At 69.0% G+C, this 20,154-nt stretch carries 22 protein-coding genes; 16 read left to right on the top strand and 6 right to left on the bottom strand.

Annotated elements, in window-relative coordinates:
• Positions 1-9: 9 nt before the first annotated feature.
• From tsaB to tsaD, 4 genes are all read left to right on the top strand, one after another.
• A complete protein-coding gene (gene tsaB, locus ABT304_RS16440) occupies positions 10-672 on the top strand; it encodes a tRNA (adenosine(37)-N6)-threonylcarbamoyltransferase complex dimerization subunit type 1 TsaB (RefSeq protein WP_350716647.1) in 663 nt (220 codons plus the stop codon).
• On the top strand, positions 669-1,115 hold the full coding sequence (gene rimI, locus ABT304_RS16445; RefSeq protein ID WP_350716649.1) for a ribosomal protein S18-alanine N-acetyltransferase: 447 nt from the start codon (positions 669-671) through the stop codon (positions 1,113-1,115). The genes tsaB and rimI overlap by 4 nt, the downstream gene beginning before the upstream one ends.
• A 284-nt stretch (positions 1,116-1,399) precedes the next feature.
• Positions 1,400-1,723: a hypothetical protein gene (locus ABT304_RS16450; protein ID WP_350716651.1), complete on the top strand. Its 324-nt coding sequence runs from the start codon at positions 1,400-1,402 to the stop codon at positions 1,721-1,723.
• Positions 1,724-1,900: 177 nt separating this feature from the next.
• Positions 1,901-2,947, top strand: a complete 1,047-nt coding sequence (gene tsaD / locus ABT304_RS16455) for a tRNA (adenosine(37)-N6)-threonylcarbamoyltransferase complex transferase subunit TsaD (RefSeq protein WP_350716653.1) — start codon at positions 1,901-1,903, stop codon at positions 2,945-2,947.
• A gap of 8 nt (positions 2,948-2,955) precedes the next feature.
• Here tsaD and ABT304_RS16460 read toward each other — a convergent pair whose 3' ends face one another.
• The gene (locus ABT304_RS16460) at positions 2,956-4,149 is read right to left on the bottom strand and encodes a THUMP-like domain-containing protein (protein ID WP_350716655.1); all 1,194 of its coding nucleotides are present in this window, start codon (positions 4,147-4,149) and stop codon (positions 2,956-2,958) included.
• 100 nt (positions 4,150-4,249) lie between these two features.
• On the opposite strand from ABT304_RS16460, the gene ABT304_RS16465 reads away from it, so the two are divergent.
• The 3 genes from ABT304_RS16465 (at position 4,250) to groL (ending at position 7,060) form a co-directional block, all read left to right on the top strand.
• The gene (locus ABT304_RS16465; protein WP_350716657.1) at positions 4,250-4,882 is read left to right on the top strand and encodes a hypothetical protein; all 633 of its coding nucleotides are present in this window, start codon (positions 4,250-4,252) and stop codon (positions 4,880-4,882) included.
• Between the two features lie 187 nt (positions 4,883-5,069).
• Complete coding sequence (groES, locus tag ABT304_RS16470; RefSeq protein ID WP_008362423.1) at positions 5,070-5,363, top strand: co-chaperone GroES; 294 nt, start codon at positions 5,070-5,072, stop codon at positions 5,361-5,363.
• 77 nt (positions 5,364-5,440) lie between these two features.
• A complete protein-coding gene (gene groL, locus ABT304_RS16475; protein WP_091051800.1) occupies positions 5,441-7,060 on the top strand; it encodes a chaperonin GroEL in 1,620 nt (539 codons plus the stop codon).
• 83 nt (positions 7,061-7,143) lie between these two features.
• Here groL and ABT304_RS16480 read toward each other — a convergent pair whose 3' ends face one another.
• Positions 7,144-7,893, bottom strand: coding sequence for a glycoside hydrolase family 25 protein (locus tag ABT304_RS16480; protein ID WP_350716659.1), 750 nt, complete (start codon positions 7,891-7,893; stop codon positions 7,144-7,146).
• A gap of 19 nt (positions 7,894-7,912) precedes the next feature.
• Positions 7,913-8,530 carry a DUF305 domain-containing protein gene (locus tag ABT304_RS16485; RefSeq protein WP_350716661.1) on the bottom strand — a complete coding sequence of 206 codons (618 nt, stop codon included), beginning with the start codon at positions 8,528-8,530 and terminating at the stop codon, positions 7,913-7,915.
• Between the two features lie 171 nt (positions 8,531-8,701).
• Between ABT304_RS16485 and ABT304_RS16490 the strand changes: the two genes are divergently transcribed.
• From ABT304_RS16490 to ABT304_RS16515, 6 genes are all read left to right on the top strand, one after another.
• Positions 8,702-10,216 carry an LVIVD repeat-containing protein gene (locus ABT304_RS16490; RefSeq protein WP_350716663.1) on the top strand — a complete coding sequence of 505 codons (1,515 nt, stop codon included), beginning with the start codon at positions 8,702-8,704 and terminating at the stop codon, positions 10,214-10,216.
• Between the two features lie 246 nt (positions 10,217-10,462).
• On the top strand, positions 10,463-11,074 hold the full coding sequence (locus ABT304_RS16495; RefSeq protein ID WP_350716665.1) for an ABC transporter permease family protein: 612 nt from the start codon (positions 10,463-10,465) through the stop codon (positions 11,072-11,074).
• A gap of 81 nt (positions 11,075-11,155) precedes the next feature.
• A complete protein-coding gene (locus ABT304_RS16500) occupies positions 11,156-11,941 on the top strand; it encodes a DUF1684 domain-containing protein (protein ID WP_350716667.1) in 786 nt (261 codons plus the stop codon).
• A 75-nt stretch (positions 11,942-12,016) separates the two neighbouring features.
• Positions 12,017-12,916 (top strand): GNAT family N-acetyltransferase, encoded by a 900-nt coding sequence (locus ABT304_RS16505; RefSeq protein WP_350716669.1) that lies wholly within the window; start codon positions 12,017-12,019, stop codon positions 12,914-12,916.
• A 61-nt stretch (positions 12,917-12,977) separates the two neighbouring features.
• Entirely contained in the window at positions 12,978-14,477 is a 1,500-nt protein-coding gene (gene guaB / locus ABT304_RS16510) for an IMP dehydrogenase (RefSeq protein ID WP_350716671.1), read from the top strand.
• Between the two features lie 219 nt (positions 14,478-14,696).
• Positions 14,697-15,494: a DUF1684 domain-containing protein gene (locus ABT304_RS16515; protein ID WP_350716673.1), complete on the top strand. Its 798-nt coding sequence runs from the start codon at positions 14,697-14,699 to the stop codon at positions 15,492-15,494.
• A 6-nt stretch (positions 15,495-15,500) separates the two neighbouring features.
• Here ABT304_RS16515 and ABT304_RS16520 read toward each other — a convergent pair whose 3' ends face one another.
• Positions 15,501-16,898 carry an MFS transporter gene (locus tag ABT304_RS16520; RefSeq protein WP_350716675.1) on the bottom strand — a complete coding sequence of 466 codons (1,398 nt, stop codon included), beginning with the start codon at positions 16,896-16,898 and terminating at the stop codon, positions 15,501-15,503.
• Between the two features lie 118 nt (positions 16,899-17,016).
• Between ABT304_RS16520 and ABT304_RS16525 the strand changes: the two genes are divergently transcribed.
• Positions 17,017-17,895, top strand: coding sequence for a helix-turn-helix transcriptional regulator (locus tag ABT304_RS16525; RefSeq protein WP_350716677.1), 879 nt, complete (start codon positions 17,017-17,019; stop codon positions 17,893-17,895).
• Here ABT304_RS16525 and ABT304_RS16530 read toward each other — a convergent pair.
• Positions 17,850-18,311 (bottom strand): Lrp/AsnC family transcriptional regulator, encoded by a 462-nt coding sequence (locus ABT304_RS16530; protein WP_350716679.1) that lies wholly within the window; start codon positions 18,309-18,311, stop codon positions 17,850-17,852. The two genes, ABT304_RS16525 and ABT304_RS16530, sit on opposite strands and share 46 nt — an antisense overlap.
• Positions 18,312-18,403: 92 nt before the next feature.
• Between ABT304_RS16530 and ABT304_RS16535 the strand changes: the two genes are divergently transcribed.
• Complete coding sequence (locus tag ABT304_RS16535) at positions 18,404-18,844, top strand: rhodanese-like domain-containing protein (protein ID WP_350716681.1); 441 nt, start codon at positions 18,404-18,406, stop codon at positions 18,842-18,844.
• Positions 18,834-19,331 carry a GNAT family N-acetyltransferase gene (locus tag ABT304_RS16540; RefSeq protein ID WP_350716682.1) on the top strand — a complete coding sequence of 166 codons (498 nt, stop codon included), beginning with the start codon at positions 18,834-18,836 and terminating at the stop codon, positions 19,329-19,331. Before ABT304_RS16535 ends, ABT304_RS16540 begins: the two co-directional genes overlap by 11 nt.
• Here the strand turns inward: ABT304_RS16540 and ABT304_RS16545 are convergent.
• Complete coding sequence (locus ABT304_RS16545; RefSeq protein ID WP_350716684.1) at positions 19,309-20,106, bottom strand: helix-turn-helix domain-containing protein; 798 nt, start codon at positions 20,104-20,106, stop codon at positions 19,309-19,311. The genes ABT304_RS16540 and ABT304_RS16545 overlap by 23 nt on opposite strands.
• Positions 20,107-20,154 lie beyond the last annotated feature (48 nt).

Here is a 20,154-nt window from a genome sequence, read left to right on the forward strand (position 1 = left end):
GTGTGAGTTGTGCTTCTCGCCTTTGACACCGCCACGCCCCAGGTGACTGTGGCGCTCCACGATGGCGACGACGTCGTCGCCGAGGTCGTCTCCGACCGCACCATGAAGCATGGTGAGCAGCTCGCGCCGCTGATCTCCGACGTCCTCGCGGCGGCCGGGATCGTACGCCAGGATCTGACCGCCATCGCCGTCGGCGCTGGCCCCGGGCCGTTCACCGGCCTGCGGGTCGGGCTGGTCACCGCGCGGACGCTCGGGTTCGCGCTGGAGATCCCGGTCTATGCGGCCTGCACGCTGGATGTGCTGGCGGTGGAGGCCGTTGCCTCCGGTATCGGCGGCCCGTTCTTCGTCGCCACGGACGCGCGGCGCAAGGAGGTCTACCTGGCCTCCTACGACCCCGACGGCGTACGTCTCGAGGGTCCTGTCGTCGCCCGCCCCGCCGAGGTCGCCACCTCGGCGCCGGTCGTCGGCGAGGGGGCGTTGCTCTATCCCGACGCGTTCCAGACACCGCTCGGCCCCGTGCGGCCCTCCGCCGGCTGGTTGGCCCAGGCGGTGGCCGAGGAGCGGGTCGAGCTGATGGATCCCGAGCCGCTCTACCTGCGTCGGCCGGATGCGGTGGAGCAGGCTGCCCAGAAGAAGGTCCAGAAGAAGGTCCAGAAGAAGGTTTCCCAGTGACTGTGCGTCCGGCCGGCCCGGACGACGTCGACGTGATCGCCGCCCTCGAGCTCGAGGCGTTCCCCGACGACGCCTGGACGCCCGAGTACCTGCAGGTGGCGATCGACGGGAAGATGCCGACGGTCCGGATCCTCGTTGCCGTGGATGATGCGGGAACGGTCATCGGCCATGCGCTGGTGAGCGTCGTCTACGAGATCGCCGAGCTCCAGCGGATCGCGACCGCCGAGGCGCAGCGCCGCCGCGGGATCGGCGGCTCGCTCCTCGCCGCGTCGATCGACCTCGCACGGAGCGAGGGAGCTGAGCGACTTCTCCTCGAGGTACGCGAGGGCAACGTCGGGGCCATCGAGTTCTACCACCAAGCCGGATTCGTCGAGATCGACCGCCGGGAGCGCTACTACCGCGATGGGGCGACGGGGATCGTTCTTGCCATGGAGCTCGGCTGAGTCCCGGTCGGTCGGCTATGGGCGGCTGTGGATAACTTTCGACGCAGGTTTCTGATCCATGGTTTTCTGCCGCCATGGTTCAGTTCGCTAGAGATTCGAACGCACGGGAGGCTGGCCTGGGGCTGGCACGTGCCATCGCCCTGCACGGGCTGCGGACGCCATCTCTGAAGCAGATCGGTGAGACGATGGGCGCCAGCGTCCCGACAGTCCATCGATGGCTCGGAGGTGGCAAAGGGAGGCTCGCGTGGGCAGCGGGAGCGTATCTGGGCGTAATCCTGGACGTCATGCGTGACCGCTCGGGTGCCAGGGGCGCGGCAGGTTTCATGCCGTGCAGGGACAGTGAGGTGCTCCCGATCAGGACCCTCTTGGCATTCGAGGAGATCGGCCGTTCCGACGACTCCGTTGCCGAGCAGGTTGCCGAGGCCTGGCGGGAGCTGCGCTTGATCCTCGGCCACGCGATCCGGCGATCGGACGTCGTGCGCGAGGCAGTCGTCCTTCGAGGTCTCTGGGTCAGCATCTGCGACGGTCACACCCCCATGGACCTCGATGAAGCTTCTCGGATGTGGGCCGAAGCTGTTGCGTCCGGTAAGCAACCTGGCCGCGGGTGAAAGAAATCTTTCTTTCACGGCGGGGAAGGGCCCTTGCGGTCGACGTGATGACGGACTGCTGCGTTCCCTCGGGTGCGTGACTTTCCCGGTGAAAGAGAATTTTCTTTCACCGGAGAGACCTGTGCCTCGACCGGACCGATTCAAAGAGACCCGACGCTGACACGGCAGAATGCACCTATGGTCGATGAACCGCTAGTGCTCGGGATCGAGACGTCGTGCGACGAGACGGGGATCGGGGTGGTGCGCGGGCACACGCTGCTGGCCGACGCGGTGGCGAGCAGCGTCGAGGAGCATGCCCGGTTCGGCGGGGTCGTGCCAGAGGTTGCCAGCCGGGCGCACCTGGAGGCGATGGTGCCGACGATCGAGCGTGCCTGCGAGGAGTCGGGCATCAAGCTCCACGACGTAGACGCGATCGCCGTCACCTCGGGACCGGGCCTCGCGGGTGCCCTGCTGGTCGGGGTGGCGGCGGCCAAGGCGCTCGCCCTCGGGCTCGACAAGCCGATCTACGGGGTCAACCACCTCGCTTCACACGTCGCGGTCGACCAGCTGCAGCACGGGCCGCTTCCCGAGCCGTGCGTTGCCATGCTCGTCTCCGGCGGCCACTCCAGCCTGCTCAAGGTCACCGACATCACCGAGGGTGTCGACCCGATGGGCGCGACCATCGACGACGCCGCGGGCGAGGCCTTCGACAAGGTCGCCCGCCTGCTCGGCCTCGGCTTCCCCGGCGGCCCGGTGATCGACCGGACAGCCACGTCGGGCAGCTCGATCGCGATCGACTTCCCCCGCGGGCTCACCGGCCGCCGCGACCTGGAGCGTCACCGCTTCGACTTCTCCTTCTCCGGCCTCAAGACCGCGGTCGCCCGCTGGATCGAGGCCAAGGAGCGCAGCGGCGAACCCGTCCCGGTTGCCGATGTGGCCGCCAGCTTCCAGGAGGCCGTGGTCGACGTCCTGGTGCGAAAGGCCCTCGACGCAGCCTCCTCCGAAGGCATCGAGGACATCATCATCGGCGGTGGGGTCGCGGCAAACAGCCGGCTCCGGGTGCTCGCCGAGGAGCGCGCCACCAAGCTCGGCATCCGCGTCCGAGTTCCGCGCCCGGGCCTGTGCACCGACAACGGTGCGATGGTGGCGGCTCTGGGGGCGGAGATGGTGGCCAGGGGACGTACGCCTTCGGCGCTTGACCTCCCGGCGGACTCCTCCCAGCCGATCACGACCGTCCTGGTCTGACCTCCATTTCAGAACGGCCGCACCAACAGGCACGTTCCCTCGCCGGCGACCCGGGTGAGCACGATCGTGGCCTCCTCGGAGCCGGACAGCGCGAGCCGCTTGCGGAGCTGCTCGGGGACGACCTGTACGCCGCGTTTCTTGATGGTCAGCTTCCCGATCCCGCGCTCGCGCAGCGCCGCCTTGAGCTGCTTGTCCCGGTAGGGGAGTTCCTCGAGCACCTGATACCCGCGGGCGAACGGCGTCTCGAAGGAGGCGGAGGAGGCGACGTATGCGATGTGCTCATCGATCAGGTGGCCCTGCACCCCGGCGGCGACGGCGGTGACCAGCCCCGCGCGGATCACGGCCCCATCGGGCTCGTAGAGGAACTCGGCGACCGCGCCGACCTCAGCACCGGGATCGTCCTCGGAGGTGAGCGTCGCCAAGCCGCGCTCGCCGATCACGGTGGCCCGGCGGTGGGTGCTGGCCAGCGAGCCTGACCACAGCGCGGCCTCCTTGACCTCGCCGCGGTCGCTGACCCATTCGGCCTCCACCTTGTCGGGTACGAGGTCGTGCGGGATACCCGGGGCGACCTTCACGCACGCGTCGCGCGCGAAGAGCGTCTCGACCCACGACCACGGCGGCGTCCACCCCTCCGCGGAGAAGACCCGGCCTTTGGCGCCGCGGCGCGCCGGATCGGCGTACGCGACGTCGAAGGGGGAATGGTCGACACCTGTCGCGTCGGCGACGGTGACAGCACCTGGCAGCCCGAGGGCGTCGAGGTTCGCCTGAGCGACGGCGACCCGCTCCGGATCGTTGTCGACCCCGGCGGCGGTGAGCCCAGCACGGGAGGAGGCGATCAGGTCACCGCCGATCCCGCAGCCCAGGTCGATGACGCTCGTCGCATCGAAGGCACGCAGCCGCGCCGCCCGGTGATGGGCCACGGCGAGGCGGGTCGCCTGCTCGAGGCCGTCCGGGGTGAAGTACATCCGCGGCGCCAGGTCGCCGAACTTGGCGGCCGCCTTCCGGCGCAGGTCGACCTGGGTCATCGCCACGGCCACGCGCTCGGCCGCCTCGTCCTTGCGCAGGGCGGTCTGCACCGCCAGTGCCGAGTCCTTGCCGTCTCCCTTGCCGTCGGTCGGCGCCGACGCCGTCATCTCGGTGGCCCGCGCCAGCAGCCGCTGCCCGTCATCGGTCAGCAACCAGGAGAAGGCGTCGAGATCCATACGGCCGATCCTCTCAGGCCGGTTTCCGGTCCGGGCAAAACTCCATTACCCCACTGGGTGTTTGTGATCTAGGATCCGCCGAGTGCGTAGATCCCCCCGCATGACCTCTCTGACCTCCTCGGTGGCCGCGGCGGTCATCACGTTGCTGTCACTGTTGCTCGCCGCGCCGGCTTCGGCAGACACCGCGACTCCGGTGGGCCAGTGTTCATCCGGGGATCGCACCTACTCCTCGGTCGGCACCGCCTCTGTCACCGCGACGGCGCCCGAGGGCTACCGGATCGCGTCCTTCTGCGTGGTCGGCCGCGGCAACGCGGGGGCGGAGACGCACACCCTGTCCACGCCGCAGAGGAGCACGGTCGTCGCGCACAGCTCCGGCAAGCAGCTGGAGAGCTACTCGGTGACGTACGTGCAGATCCCGGCCGCGAGCGCGCCCGAAGCGGCCGAGGAGACGACGGCGGAGAAGGACGAGGCGAAGGCCGAACGTACGCCGTCAGCGGAGGAGTCGGAGCCGGAACCGCGCCGCTCGGCCCCCGCCGAGAAGTCGGCCGCCCCGGAGGAGTCCACGCTGCTGCCGTCCCAGCTGAGCGATGGGGAGGAGCTCCAGATCACCACTTTCGAGGAAAAGGACGACAGCGAGGATCGCTGGTCGTTCCTGGTGGTCGGCGGGATCATCGTCGTCGGTCTTCTCGCCGGTGCGATCGCGCTGATGGTGCGGATCCCCGGGCAGCGATAGACCGGCCTTGCTGGCACTCATTGCAGTCGAGTGCTAACGTCTGCACTGGCACTCTCCCCCTGAGTGTGCCAGCGCTTGCGAGCCGGGTGCGACCCCCGCGACGGCGTACGTGGCAGATCGCAAGCACAGACGTAGCAACACCCACCGAAGTCTGACTCCGTAGAAAAGAAATGGGGAGGTCGACACAGTGTCGGTCAACATCAAGCCTCTTGAGGACCGGATCGTCGTCAAGGCCGTCGAGGCCGAGCAGACCACCGCCTCCGGTCTGGTCATCCCGGACACCGCCAAGGAGAAGCCCCAGGAGGGCGAGGTCCTGGCGCTCGGCCCGGGTCGCATCGACGACAAGGGCAACCGCGTCCCGCTCGACGTCGCCGTCGGCGACAAGGTCATCTACAGCAAGTACGGCGGCACCGAGGTGAAGTACGCCGGCGAGGAGTACCTCATCCTCTCGGCTCGCGACATCCTCGCGGTCATCGCCTGACGTCATCCGTCTCGCACATCTGACGCGGCCGGGCCAGCCGGCCCGGCCGCGTCCGTGCGTACAAGGGAGTATGTGAAATGCCGAAGATCCTGGAGTTCGACGAGAACGCCCGCCGCGCCCTCGAGCGTGGCGTCGACGCCCTCGCCAACGCCGTCAAGGTGACGCTGGGCCCCAAGGGCCGCTACGTCGTCCTCGACAAGAAGTGGGGCGCTCCGACCATCACCAACGACGGTGTCACCGTCGCGCGTGAGATCGAGCTGGACGACCCGTTCGAGAACCTTGGTGCCCAGCTCACCAAGGAGGTTGCGACCAAGACCAACGACATCGCTGGTGACGGTACGACCACCGCGACCGTCCTCGCCCAGGCGATGGTCCACGAGGGTCTGCGCGCGGTTGCCGCCGGCGCGAACCCGATGAGCCTCAAGCGCGGTATGGACGCCGCCGCGGCCGCCGTCGGCGACGCCCTGCGTGCCGCTGCCCGTGAGGTCGTCGACGAGTCCGACATGGCCTCGGTCGCCACCATCTCCTCCCGCGACGCGAAGATCGGCGAGATCCTCGCCGAGGCCTTCGCGAAGGTGGGCAAGGACGGTGTCATCACCGTCGAGGAGTCCAACACCACGGGCACCGAGCTCGAGTTCACCGAGGGTATGCAGTTCGACAAGGGCTACATCTCTCAGTACTTCGTGACCGACCAGGAGCGGATGGAGGCCGTCATCGACGACCCGCTGATCCTGCTCGTCCAGGGCAAGATCAGCTCCATCCAGGAGCTCCTGCCGCTGCTGGAGAAGGTCATCGCCGCCGGCAAGCCGCTGTTCATCATCGCCGAGGACGTCGAGGGCGAAGCCCTCTCGACCCTGGTCGTGAACAAGATCAAGGGCACCTTCAACGCGACCGCCGTCAAGGCGCCCGCGTTCGGTGACCGCCGCAAGGCCATGCTGCAGGACATCGCGATCCTCACCGGCGCGCAGGTCGTCGCCGAGGAGGTCGGCCTCAAGCTCGACCAGGTCGGCCTCGAGGTGCTCGGCACCGCTCGCCGGATCACGGTCACGAAGGACAACACCACGATCGTCGAAGGCGGCGGCGACGCTGCTGCGGTCGAGGGTCGCGTCAACGAGATCAAGTCCGAGATCGAGCGCACCGACTCCGACTGGGACCGCGAGAAGCTCCAGGAGCGCCTCGCCAAGCTCGCCGGTGGCGTCTGCGTGATCAAGGTCGGCGCTCACACCGAGGTGGAGCTCAAGGAGAAGAAGCACCGCATCGAGGACGCTGTCTCCGCGACCCGCGCCGCCATCGAGGAGGGCATCGTCGCCGGCGGTGGCTCCGCGCTGATCCACGCCGTCTCCGTCCTGGAGAAGGACCTCGGCCTCGAGGGCGACGAGGCGGTCGGCGTACGCGTCGTTCGCAAGGCCGCCGACGAGCCGCTGCGCTGGATCGCCGAGAACGGTGGCGACAACGGCTACGTCATCACCACCAAGGTCCGCGACCTCGGTGTCGGGCAGGGCTTCAACGCCGCCACGGGTGAGTACGGCGACCTGGTCGCCCAGGGCGTCATCGACCCCGTCAAGGTCACCCGCTCCGCGCTGATCAACGCCACCTCGATCGCGGGCATGCTGCTCACGACCGAGACCCTGGTCGTCGACAAGCCGGAAGAGGAAGAGGCCCCCGCAGCCGGTCACGGCCACGGTCACGGCCACTGAGGCATAGTCGAGTCGGCGCATCTTGCCCCGTGCTTCGCGAAGCGAAGCGAGAGAAAGGGGCGGGATGCGCCGACTCGGCGATTTCAGCGAAGGGTGAGCTCGTCGAGGTCCGCGTCGTCGGAGAGCACATTCATATCCACGTACGCCTCGTCCTCGCTGCCCACGCCGTCGAGCCGGTCCCGGTTGGAGTACTGCCAGACGGTCCAGTCACGTCCGTCGGGGACCCGGGGCGGCCAGGCGACGGAGCGGAACCAGATGGGATTGTCGGGGTACAGGTCGACCAGGTAGGCGCGGTAGGCCGACGGGGTGGTGTAGATGACCGGCGCGATGCCGTAGTGCGCCTCGAGCTTGGCGAGCAGCGGGTCCAGGATGGCGCGGACCTCGGTGGCGGGCGGCAGGTTCCCCTTGAAGGAGCCATAGGGCTCCAGGTCGACGACCGGGGCGAGAGTGCCGGGCACGCGGGGCACGGTGCCGATCATGTTGTGCGCCTGGTCGGCGCCCGGGCTCTCGAAGCTCATGAAGTGGTACGCGCCGGTCGCGATCCCGGCGCGCTGGGCCTCGGCCCAGTTGGCGGCGAAGCGCGTGTCCACGTGCGCTGAGCCCTCGGTCGCCTTGATCCAGGCGAAGTCGATGTCCTGCTCGGCGACCCGTGGCCAGTCGACGGTGCCGTTGTGGTGGGAGACGTCGATGCCGCGTACGTCGTACTTGGCCGCGAACAGACGGGTCGGCATCACGACGCCGGTGTAGACCAGCGCGGTCATGATCAGGGCGAGGCAGACGACGACGGCGGAGCCGATCAGCACGCGTCGACGGCGGGCGGGAGCGAGGGGCACCGCGGAACCGTACCGGTTCTCACAGCTCTTCGAGCAGCTTCTCCATGATGTCGATCTCGACCGACTGGGTGGCCTCGATGTCCGTCGCCATCTCGAGCGCCACCGCGTCGCTGCCTTGGGAGGCCATCGGCTTCGCCATCTCCAGGGCGCCGTGGTGGTGCTGGATCATCCCGGTCAGGAAGAGCCGGTCGAACGCCGCGCCGCGGGCCTTGCCGAGCTCGCTCATCTGGTCCGGCGTGAGCATGCCGGCCATGGTGTGCGCCGGGTCCGAGGCACGCGGCACCCGCAGCCCGCGGGCGTTGAGCCATCCGCTCATCGCCACGATCTCGGGGCCCTGGGCCGACTCGATGCGCTTGGCCAGGGAGACGACCTCGGGGTGGACGCCGTGCTCGCGCGCCAGCCGGGTCATCTCCAGCGCCTGGGCGTGGTGCGGGATCATCATCGTCACGAAGTCGGCATCGCTCTGGCTCCACGGGTCCGTGGCAGCGGCCGAGGGCGAGATCGTCGCCGCGGCCTCGCCCGGCGCTCCGCCCTGGACCACGGGAGCCGACTGCGCGGCCGTCTCCGGGCTGGGCGCGTGCCCCGCGTGCTCGTCCGAGGAACCTCCGCACCCGCCGAGCGAGATCGCTGCGAACACGATCCCCGATGTGATGACACCCAACCGCCTACCGCGCACGTGTCTCCTTCCGAGATCCCGCAGAGGTGAACAATTTATTCATATTCCATGCCTGCTGTGTACGACTTTTACTAAAGTTGAGAGGTCCTGCCCGTGCCACCCCACGGCGGCCGACTCGGAAGGCTTGCGAACATGAGGCTTAGACGACCCACCCAATACCTGGCCCCCATCGCGGTGGTCCTGGTTGTCGCAGGAGGGCTGGCCGTCGCCGCCCCGTCCTCCGCAGACGAGTCCCACACCCACGGCAACGAGACCACCGAGGCTCCCGAGGCCCAGACGAGCTGCACGGCCGAAGAGAAGCAGGCGATCACCAAGCTCGGTGACAACTTCGCCTCCGCCTGCGTCGCCGGCAACGACCTCGCCCAGCTGGGCGCCAACAATCCGGTCGTGCCCGCCGGCGAGTCCGACGGCACACCCAACATGCACCTGATCGCCAACATCCCCAAGTCGGGTGCCTTCACGCCCACCAACGCGCTCAACAGCGACCTCGCCTTCCAGGGCAACTACGCCTTCGCGGGCAACTACAACGGGTTCAACGTCATCGACATCCGAAACCCGGCCCGCCCGCGACTCGTGAAGCAGTACGTCTGCCCCGGGTCCCAGAACGACATCTCCGTCTATGACGACCTGCTGGTCCTCTCCGTCGACTCCAGCCGCAGCAACAACACCTGCGACAACGTGGCGCAGTCGGCCGCGATCAAGGAGTCGTGGGAAGGCATCCGCGTCTTCGACATCAGCAACCCGAGAGACCCCGAGTACGTCGCGGCGGTCGAGACCAAGTGCGGCTCGCACACCCACTCGCTGGCCCCGAGCAAGGACGGGCGAGCGGTCTATGCGTACGTCTCCTCCTACGGTCCGCGCGCGGAGTACCCCGACTGCCAGCCCCCGCACGACAAGATCAGCATCGTGAAGATCCCGAAGCGGGCTCCCGAGCGCGCTGCGGTGGTCAACGAGCCGGTGCTGTTCCCCGACGGCGGCTACACCAACACCGCCGGCTGCCACGACATCACCACCTACCCGTCCAAGGACATCGCCGCCGGCGCCTGCATGGGTGACGGCATCCTGATGGACATCTCCGACCGCGAGAACCCGGTGGTGACCGAGCAGGTCACCGACACCGCGAACTTCGCGTTCTGGCACTCGGCCACCTTCAACAACACCGGCACCAAGGTCGTCTTCACCGACGAGCTCGGCGGCGGCGGCGCGCCGACCTGCAACCCGGAGACCGGGATGGAGAAGGGCGCCAACGGCATCTACGACATCGAGGGCGGCCAGCTCGTCTTCAAGTCCTACTACAAGATCCCGCGCACCCAGTCCAACACCGAGAACTGCGTCGCCCACAACGGCTCGCTGATCCCGGTCAAGGGCAAGGACATCATGGTGCAGGCCTGGTACCAGGGCGGTGTGTCGGTCTACGACTTCACCGACTCGGCCAACCCGAAGGAGATCGCCTGGTTCGACCGTGGTCCGTTCGAGGACACCACGACCATCGCCGGACCCTGGTCGACCTACTACTACAACGGCTACATCTACTCCAACGAGATCCAGCGCGGCTTCGACGTCTTCGACCTGCGCGACCCCCGCGTCGCCTCGGCGAAGCGGGTCAGGTTCGATGAGCTGAACGTCCAGGCTCAGCCGTCCTACTGAGGCAAAGCCGAGCCGGCGCATCTGCCCCCGTGTCTCGCGAAGCGAAGCGAGCGAGAGGGGGCGGATGCGCCGACTCGGCGATTTCAGTGAATGACCAGCTGTCCGCAACCCGCTGGTCATCGTGGGACGAGATGGTTCTCCGTCGTGACCGAAACGGCTGCCAACGACGAAGTCGAGACAAACCCAGTCAATTGGGTGATCGCAGCCCTCCTGGCCGTCGTTCTCGCAAGGCTCCTGTGGAGCCTGATGAGGAACGAGAACCTCCTCCCGGGTGCTGTGGTCGGCTATCTGCTCCATCCGGACGTCCTCGCCGGGGTCTGGCTCACGATCCGGCTGACCGTGCTGGTCTTCGCGGCGGCCTGGGCGATCGGACTCGTCACGATCTGGATGGAGAGGTCCGGCAACCCGCTGCTGGGCGGGATCGCGGCGGCGTACGTCTGGGTCTTCGGCAGCATCCCGGTGCTCGTCCAGCTGCTGCTGTGGAGCAACGTCGCGCTGATCTTTCCCGACATCACCTTCGGGATCCCGGGGGTGCACATCGACGCGGTCCGGCTGGTCACGCCGGTCTACGCGGCGATCGCGGGGCTGGGGCTGGCGATGGGAGCGTACGCGGCGAAGGCTCACCCGGGTGGCGACCGGCTGACCGCGCTGGGCGATCTCCTGGTGACGACGCTCCAGATGACGAGCCTGGTCTCGGTGCTCTCGATCACCGACCTGCTCGGGGTCGTCCAAGCGCTCGAGGAGCGCAACCACCTGATCATCCCGCTGCTGGTCGTGGCCGCGATCTGGTACCTCGTCCTGGTCACCACGGCCCGCGGTGCGATCCGTCTGGCGCGGTTCGCTCGCATGAAGGGTTAGACGCCCCGACGGTGAACCCGAGGGTAAAAGTCAGCGACCATTGCAAGACCTGGCAACGCAAGTCTTTGTAGAGTGCAGCGCGTGACTTTCGAGCAGGCCTGGCAACGCTGGCGCGATGAGCGGGAAGCCGGGCTGAGAAGTCCCGACGGTTTCCTGGCGATCACCGGCCTGCACTGGCTGGGCCGCAGGGCGGTGCGGTTCCCCGGCATCCCAGGTGTCTGGTCGACCGGCCCGGAGGGCGCTGTCGTCGAGCTCGGCGATGGCGAGTGGCTCGAGCTCGGCGGCGCAAAGCTCGCCGGGCGGCACGTCTTCGGTCACGTGGATCCGGTCGGCGTGATCGCGACCTTCGACGGCGGCACGGTCGAGGTCGCCGACCGCTTCGGCACCCCGGTGCTGCGGCCGCGGCAGCCCGACGGACCGTTCCTGCGCGACTACACCGGCACGCCGACGTACGCTCCGGACCCGGCGTGGCGGGTCAGGGCAACCTTCACCGCCTACGAGACGAACCGCCCGATCTCGGTCGGTTCCGTGGTCGAGGGCCGTTCGAGCGTCATCGACGCCGTGGGGGAGGTCGCGTTCGAGGTGAGTGGCCGCCCGCAGCGGCTGATCGCGTTCGACGGTGGTGATGGCGAGCTGTGGCTGCTCTTCACCGACGAGACCAGCGGCGTGACGACGTACGCCGCCTGCCGCCAGCTCGCCGTCGATCCGCCGGTCGACGGCACCGTCGTCCTCGACTTCAACCGCGCAGCCAACATGCCCTGCGCCTACACGATCCACGCCACCTGCCCGCTCCCGCCCGCGACCAACCACATCGACGTGCTCGTCGAAGCGGGCGAGCAGACCCCGCCGCGACCACCCGCGGACTGACCGGGTCGAAGGTTTAACCGTGAGTAACGGACCAGAAACAGCGAAACAGGCAGACTAGGGCTCATGGCGGGGACGATGTTGTGGAGAGTACGTACGACGCTGCCGGACCGGCCCGGCACGCTGGCGGCGCTGGCGCAGCGCTGTGGTGAGGCCGGGGTCAACATCCTGGGGATGCAGATCTTCCCCGGGCTGGAAGAGGTGACCGACGAGTTCGTGCTGCGTACGCCACCGGGCTGGGACGACCTGCGCGTGGCTGAGCTGCTGGCCTCGGCCGGCGGTTGCGACATGGTGATCCAGACCGCCAACGAGGCTGCGCTCGCCGACCAGCCGACGCGCTACGTGCAGGCGGCTCGACACGTCCTGGAGCGGCCGATGGCGTTCCCGGAGGTGGTCGCCCAGCTCTTCGACGCCGAGGCCGAGGCCCCGCCCGGGGTCGTCCACGACACCATGGAGCTGCGGGTCGCCGACGTCGACGTCCAGCTGCACCGCACGGCCCCGTTCACCGCGACCGAGCACGCCCGCGGGTCCGCGATGGCCGACCTGGTCAACGACGTCCTCGACCGCAGCCGCGAGTCGGCGGCGATCGGCACCACCCCGCCCGTACGCCGCCTGGGCACCGGAAGCACCCCCGACCTCGTCGTCGCCGGGGAGACCGTCACCGCCCTGATCGACGGTGTCGCCGTCGGCATCGGCGAGGTCCTGGCCCCGACCGAGGACGACGAGAACGTACGCATCGTCAACCTGCGTGTCGACCCGGCTTGGCAGCGCCGCGGCATCGGCACCCGGCTGCTGGTCGACACCGCCAGGCTCGCGCACATGCTCGGCGCCGACGAGATCCTGCTCACCACCCAGTCCGACAACCAGGCCGTGCTGCCCATGGTTCTCGCCGCCGGGATGCGCGGACGGATCCGGATGGCCGGCGACCTGCTGACCGTCAAGGTGCCGGTGCGGGACCTCAAACCGCTGCAGACCTGATTTCTCCGGGATGTCTTCTGGCGTTTTCGGCCACACGGGAGCCGGACCGTAGAATCTCTTCATGGAGATCCCGGAGAAGTTCGCGACGCTCGGCCTCACCTACGACGACGTACTCCTGATGCCTGGATACTCGGATCTGGCGCCGTCCGACATCGATACGACCTCCCGGCTGACCCGCGAGATCAACCTGCGGGTCCCGCTGATCTCCGCGGCGATGGACACCGTCACCGAGTCCCGGATGGCGATCGCGATGGCGCGCCAGGGCGGCATCGGCGTGCTCCACCGCAACCTGAGCATCGAGGATCAGGCCTACCAGGTCGACCTGGTCAAGCGCACCCAGACCGGGATCATCTCCAACCCGGTCACCATCGGTCCCGACGCGACCCTGGAGCAGCTCGACAAGCTCGCCGGTGAATACCGGATCTCCGGGTTCCCCGTGGTCGACGTCGACCAGAAGCTGATCGGCATCATCACCAACCGCGACCTCCGGTTCACCCCGGTCGCGGAGTGGGCGACCACGAAGGTCAACGAGGTGATGACCTCCAAGGACCTGATCACCGGCCCCGCCGAGATCTCGCGCGAAGAGGCCACCAAGCTGCTGCGTCAGCACAAACTCGAGCGGCTCCCGCTGGTCGACACCGACGGCCGCATCACCGGCCTCATCACCGTCAAGGACTTCGTGAAGTCCGAGCAGTTCCCCGACGCCTCCAAGGACGCCCAGGGCCGGCTGCTCGTCGGCGCCGCGATCGGCTACTTCGGTGACGCCTGGGAGCGTGCCACCACGCTCATCGAGGCCGGTGTCGACGTGCTCGTCGCGGACACGGCCCACGGCAACGTACGCATGCTGATCGACATGGTCCGCCGCCTCAAGACCGACCCGGCGACCAAGCACGTCCAGGTGATCGGCGGCAACGTCGCCACCAAGGAGGGCGCGCAGAGCTTCGTCGACGCGGGCGCCGACGCGGTCAAGGTCGGCGTCGGCCCGGGCTCGATCTGCACCACCCGCGTCGTCACCGGCGTCGGCGTGCCGCAGATCTCCGCGGTCTACGAGGCCTCCCTGGCCTGCAAGCCCGCCGGCGTCCCGGTGATCGCCGACGGCGGTCTGCGCTACTCCGGCGAGATCGGCAAGGCCATCGTCGCCGGCGCCGACACGGTGATGCTCGGCTCGATGCTCGCCGGCACCGAGGAGACCCCCGGTGACACGGTCCTGATCAACGGCAAGCAGTTCAAGGCCTACCGCGGCATGGGCTCCATGGGCGCGATGTCGAGCCGCGGCAAGAAGTCCTTCTCCAAGGACCGCTACTTCCAGGCCGAGGTCACCGACGACGACATGATCGTGCCGGAGGGTGTCGAGGGCCAGGTCGCCTACAAGGGCTCGCTGGCCACCGTCGCCCACCAGCTCACGGGCGGCCTGCACCAGACCATGTTCTACGTCGGCGCGCGCACCATCCCCGAGTTGCAGGCCCAGGGCCGCTTCATGCGGATCACCTCCGCCTCGCTCAAGGAGTCGCACCCCCACGACGTCCAGGTCACCGCCGAGGCGCCGAACTACCACGTCTGAGGCAGCGACCGCGAGCTTGCTCGCGGTCGCGTCGCCGAAGAGATCGAGCAGCGGCGCGGCTGAGCCTGCGAAGCCGCGACCCGCGTGTCGAGATCTACGGCCTCTCGCGCGAACGACTTCATCACGAAGTGGTCTCTTCGGGCACGGATCAGAGCCGGTCGGAGTTCAATCCCAGAGTTGGATTCTGGGGCTTGCATTCTGAACCTTCCGGGAGGACCCATGACTGTCATCGACACCGAGACCTTCGCCCAGGAGTGGGCGGCCTGGCACGACGAGCACGAGAAGAGGCGGGCCTCGGCCCACGGCTTCCTCGCGGTCACCTCGATCCGCTGGCTCGCCGAGGAGCCGGAGACGTACGACGACGTGCCGGGTGCCTGGTCGAGCGGTCCCGAGGGCATCGTGGTCTCGTTGGCGGCGGGTGAGTCGCTGATCGTCGACGGCGTCGAGGTCACCGGCCGGCACTCCTTCGGCGTCATCGACGAGCGCGGTGGGATCACCGCCGAGTTCGGCGATGCGGTCGTCGAGATCGCCAGGCGCGGCGACAGCGACATCATCCGCCCCCGCCACCCCGACAACCCGCTCCTGACCGGCTACCAGGGAACGGAGGCGTACCCGCCGGACCCGCGCTGGGCCGTGCCCGGGCGGTTCCTCGCGTACGAGACACCCGTGCCGACGACCGTCGGCTCGGTCGTCGACGGCCTGGAGCACGTCTACGAGGCCGTCGGCGAGATCGAGTTCGAGGTGGGCGGCGCGGTGCACAGCCTCGTCGCGTTCCCCGGCTCCGCGCCCGGCTCGCTGCACGTGCTCTTCGTCGACGAGACCTCGGGCAGGACGACGTACGCCGCCAACCGCACCCTCTCGGTGGAGGCGCCGGACGAGGAGGGCAACGTGGTGATCGACTTCAACCGCGCCACCAATCTGCCGTGCGCCTACACCGACCACGCCACCTGCCCGCTCCCGCCGGCCGGCAACCGACTCCCGATCGCGGTCGAGGCGGGGGAGAAGATCCCCGTCTGACCGCAGTCAGGAACGGTGACGCAGCCCGACGGCCACGAGCAGCGCCGCGGCCAGGACCAGGACCGCGTTGACCGCGATCGCCACCTGGAGTGCGCCGAGCGAGGCGACTCCGCCGGCGGCGGTGGCGATGGTGGACATGATCGGGATGCCGAGCGCGATCGCGACCTGCTGGGTCATCATCGCCAGCCCGGTGGCCAGGCCCTGCTCGTGGTCGGGAAGTCCGGAGGTCGCCGCGACCATGAACCCGACGATCGCGGCGACGTGCCCGATGGCGCCGACGAAGTTCATCAGGCCGATGAACCACAGCCAGCCGACCGAGGGCCCGATCAGGACGAGTGCGCCGGTGGTGACCGCCTGGATCGCGAGTCCGCCGGCCACGGTGTTGCGTACGCCGAAGGCCTCGATGACCCGCGAACCGACGGAGCCGCCGATGATCGCCCCTGCCCCCATCGCGACGAGCATCAGCCCGGTCTGCAGAGCGTTCAGGCCGAGGACGTGCTGCAGGTACATCGTCAGCACGAAGACCAGCGACGACTCGAAGGCGAAGGTCGCGAAGCCGGCGATGTTGCCGAAGCCGATGGTGCGGCGGGTGAGGATGTGCAGCGGCACCAGCGGGTGCGGGTGCGTGGACTCGGCCCGCCAGAACGCGACCAGCAGCACCACCGCGGCTGCGATCGCCGCCAGCCCCCACATGTCGGCGATGCCCGCCTCGCCCAGCCGGGTCGCGCCGTAGACCAGCGCGAGCAGCCCGGACGTCACCAGCACAGCACCCGGGAGGTCGAGCCGCGACCGCTCCCGGTCGGCGGAGTCACGCAGCACGAACGGCGCGACGGCGACCACCAGCAACGCGATCGGCACGTTGACCAGGAACGCCCAGCGCCACGACAGCAGATCGGTGAGTACGCCGCCCAGCACCGCCCCGGCGGTGAACCCGGTCGACATCACCACGCTGTTCAGCCCTAGGGCGCGTTGACGCAGCGGACCCTCCGGGAAGGAGACGGTGAGCAGGGAGAGCGCCGCCGGGGTGACTGCGGCGGTCGCGAGACCCTGGGCGACCCGGGCCGTGAGGAGCAGCTCGGGTGAGGTGGCGACCCCGCCGAGCAAGGAGGCCGCACCCAGCGCGACCATGCCGATCAGGAAGACCCGCCGCCGGCCGACGTAGTCGCCGATCCGGCCGAAGAGCAGCGTGAACCCGGCCGCGCACAGCGCGAACGCGGTCGCGATCCATTGCACATCTGCCTCGGCGAAGCCGAGGCTGGCGCCGACGGTCGGCAGCGCCACGTTGAGGATCGAGAAGTCGACGGTGAGGGTGAACTGGGACGCGAGCAGCATCAGGAGCACCAGCAGCTGTCCGCGGGTCATGGCGGCCGGGCGTACGGGTTCGGCCTGGGTGGTGATGGTCATGACATCAACGCTCTGGCAGATGACGTACGCCAGCCAGACACCTGTTCTGCCACCCACCCGCCTGCCTGGCACTGACAGGGTCAGGAAGAAAACGCCGCGCGGCCGCACTATAGGAACCATGACGACCGAGCTCGGAGAGTTCCTGCGCAGCCGCCGGGCGGCGATCAGTCCCCAGGACGCCGGGCTGGTGTCCTACGGCGCCCGTCGCGTACCCGGGCTCAGGCGTGAGGAGCTGGCGATACTGGCCGGCGTCTCGCCGACCTACTACACCCGGCTCGAGCAGGCGGCCCACCACAACGCCTCCGATGCGGTGATCGACTCGCTCGCCCGGGCGCTGCGGCTGAGCGCCGAGGAGCACGACCACCTGCGTCGGCTGGCGCGGCCCGTAGAGACGGTCTCGGGTGGCCGCGACGTGGAGCCGCGCCCGTCCGCAGTGGCGATGGTGATGGACTACCCCGGTCCGGCGCTCATCGTCGACCACGCCAACTACGTGCTCGCCTGGAACGATCTCGGTCACCGCCTCTACGGCCACGGGCTGGACTTCGACGCGCCTTATGCCGGCCGTCCGCACCGCCCGAACCTCATTCGCCGGTTCTTCCTCGAGCCGGACGGGCCGGAGCTGTTCGTCGACCCCGAGGGCACCGGGCTGCAGATGGTCGGCTTCCTGCGCTACTCATCGGGCCTGCACCCCGACGACCACATCCTCAGCTGCCTGGTCGGCGAGCTCGTCCAGCGCAGCGACCTGTTCGCCGAGCTGTGGGCCGAGCATCCGGTGATGGACTGCGGCTACGGGATCAAGCGGCTGCGGCATCCGGTGGCGGGGCGGATGGACCTGGCGTACGAGGCGATGGTGCTGCCCGAGACCAGCCAGCGCATCGTGCTCTACCGAGCCGAGCCCGGCTCGCCGTCGGCAGACGCGCTGGCCACGCTGGCTGCGACGTCTTCGGTCGATCAGCTCGGCGGCAGCAGCGGCCGCGGCGGCAACGGGGACGAGTAGACGACGCTGGTGGTGACGCTGCCCAGGGTGCCGATCCTGCCGCTGACCTGCTCCAGGTGCTTCATGCTGGTGGCCACGACCTTCATGATGAAGCAGTCGTCGCCGGTGACGTGATGGGCCTCGATGACCTCGGGCTGGTCGGCGAGCAGCTTGTGAAGCGGGTCGTAGTTGCTGCTGGGGTAGCGCAGGCGCAGATAGGCCAGGATCGTGAAGCCGAGCCTCTCGGGATCGACCTGTGCCCCGTAGCCGGCGATCACACCGGACTCCTCGAGCCGTCGCACCCGCTCGGCGGCCGCGCTGTGGCTCATGTTGATGTGTCGGGCCAGGTCGGCGATGCTCTGCCGACCGTTGGTCTGCAGCGACTTCAGGATGGCGGTGTCGACCTTGTCGGGCTCGAACGGGATATTCACGGGCACCGCGCAAGAATGCCATGAAATCGAAGGCCATCGGCTCTGGATGCCGGGGAACGCACCTTCAGATCGCGTTCTGGCGTCAGTACGGTTCTGGCATGAATTTCCCCGCCGCACCCGCCGATGCCGTCGCCCACTTCGCGAGCAAGCTCGCCTTCGAGACCGACGCCTCCGACGTGTACGCCGACCAGTCAGCGAGCGCCCGGTTCGTGCTGGTCGACTCCCGTGGTGAGGCCGCCTGGACCCAGGGCCGCGTCGTCGGCGCCGTCCACATGCCGACCGCCGAGATCGCCACCCGGGCGCCCGCGGAGATCCCCGTGGACCTGCCGGTCGTGACGTACTGCTGGGGACCGGGCTGCAACGGTGCGACTCGGGCCGCCCTCGAGTTCGCGAAGCTCGGCTACCAGGTCAAGGAGATGATCGGCGGCTTCGAGTACTGGGCCCGCGAGGGCTATCCCGTCGAGGACGAACGCGGCCCTGTCCTGCGTGCCAAGGACCCGCTGACCGCGCCGTTGGACACGATCTCCTGTGCTTGCTGACCCCAGGATCCGCCTGACCCGCAGCGTCTCGATCCGTCCCGTCGGGGTCGACGATCTGCCCGAGCTGGTCGAGCTGATCCGGGAGCACGCCCGCTACGAGCGAGCCGGTGAGCCGCGGCCGGACCTGGAGACCGCCTTGGCGGCGTGGTTGTTCGTCCCTCGGCCGCGGGTGCGTGTGCTCGTCGCGGTCCAGAACGACGCGTTGATCGGCTATGCGAGCTGGAGCCTGGAGGCCTCGACCTGGCAGGCGGCCGAGTACGCCCATCTCGACTGTCTCTACCTGCGGGAGGCCACTCGGGGTCGAGGGGCCGGCCGCCTGCTGATGAGTGCGGTGGAGGCCGAGGCGCGCGCGGCCGGCGCCGGCGAGCTGCAGTGGCAGACGCCGGAGTGGAACGAGGGCGCGATCCGCTTCTACCGGCGCACCGGCGCCAGGGATGACGCCAAGGCGCGGTTCACGCTGCCGCTCACAGATCCTTCGCGTACGTAGCCGGAGGAGCGCCGACGACGTCGCGGAACGTACGCACCAGGTGGGCCTGGTCGCTGAAATCCAGCTCCGCGGCGACCGCGGCCCAGTCGACCTCACCGGAGTGGGCGCGGGCGGCGACCTCCAGCACGCGGAACCGCTGCACGACCCACTTCGGGCCGATCCCGACGTACTCGCTGAACAGGCGCTGCAGCGACCGCAGGCTCACGCCGGCATGGTCGGCGAGCTGCTCGGCCCGGGTGATCGAGCGATCCTCCTCGGCCAGGGCCGCCCAGCGGCGTACGTCCTCGGCGACCGGGTCGGTGGGGAGGCCCACCTTCAGGAGGTAGGACTCCATCGCGGCTGCCATCTCCGCGGGATCGGCGACGGAGAGGATGCGCTCCGCGGCCGGCCGGTCGTCGACGCCGAGGAGATCCTGCGCCGGGACCACCTGGTCGGCGATCGCGCTGACCCGGCTGCCGAGCACCGGGCGGAAGAGGCCGGGCAGGAACGATACGCCGAGCGTGTGGCCGCGGCCGGTGAGATGCCGGACGAACGGGCGCCGGCCGATCCCGTGCACCAGCAGCCGGCCGTCCTCGGCGGCGACGTGGATCCGGGGCTGCGGGATGACCTGCTGGTCGTGCGGGTGCTCGAGCTCCCAGCCGACGTACCAGTGGTAGTCCACGTGGCCTGCCAGGGCCTTTGAGACCGCGAACCGCTCGGTGGTGATCGTCCGGGCCGCCGTCACCGGGCGCACGATCGCGTCGGGATAGCCCCTGCCTTCCGTGTCGTCGGCCATGCCGCCAACGATATGGCGCGTTCCTTCAATCCTCGGTCCTGGTGTCCG

Source organism: Nocardioides sp. NPDC000445, from assembly GCF_040300245.1.
GTDB lineage: Bacteria > Actinomycetota > Actinomycetes > Propionibacteriales > Nocardioidaceae > Nocardioides.

Bases quoted from the DNA above. Each gene is read 5' to 3' on its own strand.
- ABT304_RS16450 (WP_350716651.1), top strand. From the start codon at position 1,400: ATGCGTGACCGCTCGGGTGCCAGGGGCGCGGCAGGTTTCATGCCGTGC.
- tsaD (WP_350716653.1), top strand. From the start codon at position 1,901: ATGGTCGATGAACCGCTAGTGCTCGGGATCGAGACGTCGTGCGACGAG.
- ABT304_RS16460 (WP_350716655.1), bottom strand. From the start codon at position 4,149: ATGGATCTCGACGCCTTCTCCTGGTTGCTGACCGATGACGGGCAGCGG.
- ABT304_RS16465 (WP_350716657.1), top strand. From the start codon at position 4,250: ATGACCTCTCTGACCTCCTCGGTGGCCGCGGCGGTCATCACGTTGCTG.
- groL (WP_091051800.1), top strand. From the start codon at position 5,441: ATGCCGAAGATCCTGGAGTTCGACGAGAACGCCCGCCGCGCCCTCGAG.
- ABT304_RS16490 (WP_350716663.1), top strand. From the start codon at position 8,702: ATGAGGCTTAGACGACCCACCCAATACCTGGCCCCCATCGCGGTGGTC.
- ABT304_RS16495 (WP_350716665.1), top strand. From the start codon at position 10,463: ATGAGGAACGAGAACCTCCTCCCGGGTGCTGTGGTCGGCTATCTGCTC.
- ABT304_RS16505 (WP_350716669.1), top strand. From the start codon at position 12,017: ATGTTGTGGAGAGTACGTACGACGCTGCCGGACCGGCCCGGCACGCTG.
- guaB (WP_350716671.1), top strand. From the start codon at position 12,978: ATGGAGATCCCGGAGAAGTTCGCGACGCTCGGCCTCACCTACGACGAC.
- ABT304_RS16515 (WP_350716673.1), top strand. From the start codon at position 14,697: ATGACTGTCATCGACACCGAGACCTTCGCCCAGGAGTGGGCGGCCTGG.
- ABT304_RS16520 (WP_350716675.1), bottom strand. From the start codon at position 16,898: ATGACCATCACCACCCAGGCCGAACCCGTACGCCCGGCCGCCATGACC.
- ABT304_RS16525 (WP_350716677.1), top strand. From the start codon at position 17,017: ATGACGACCGAGCTCGGAGAGTTCCTGCGCAGCCGCCGGGCGGCGATC.
- ABT304_RS16535 (WP_350716681.1), top strand. From the start codon at position 18,404: ATGAATTTCCCCGCCGCACCCGCCGATGCCGTCGCCCACTTCGCGAGC.
- ABT304_RS16545 (WP_350716684.1), bottom strand. From the start codon at position 20,106: ATGGCCGACGACACGGAAGGCAGGGGCTATCCCGACGCGATCGTGCGC.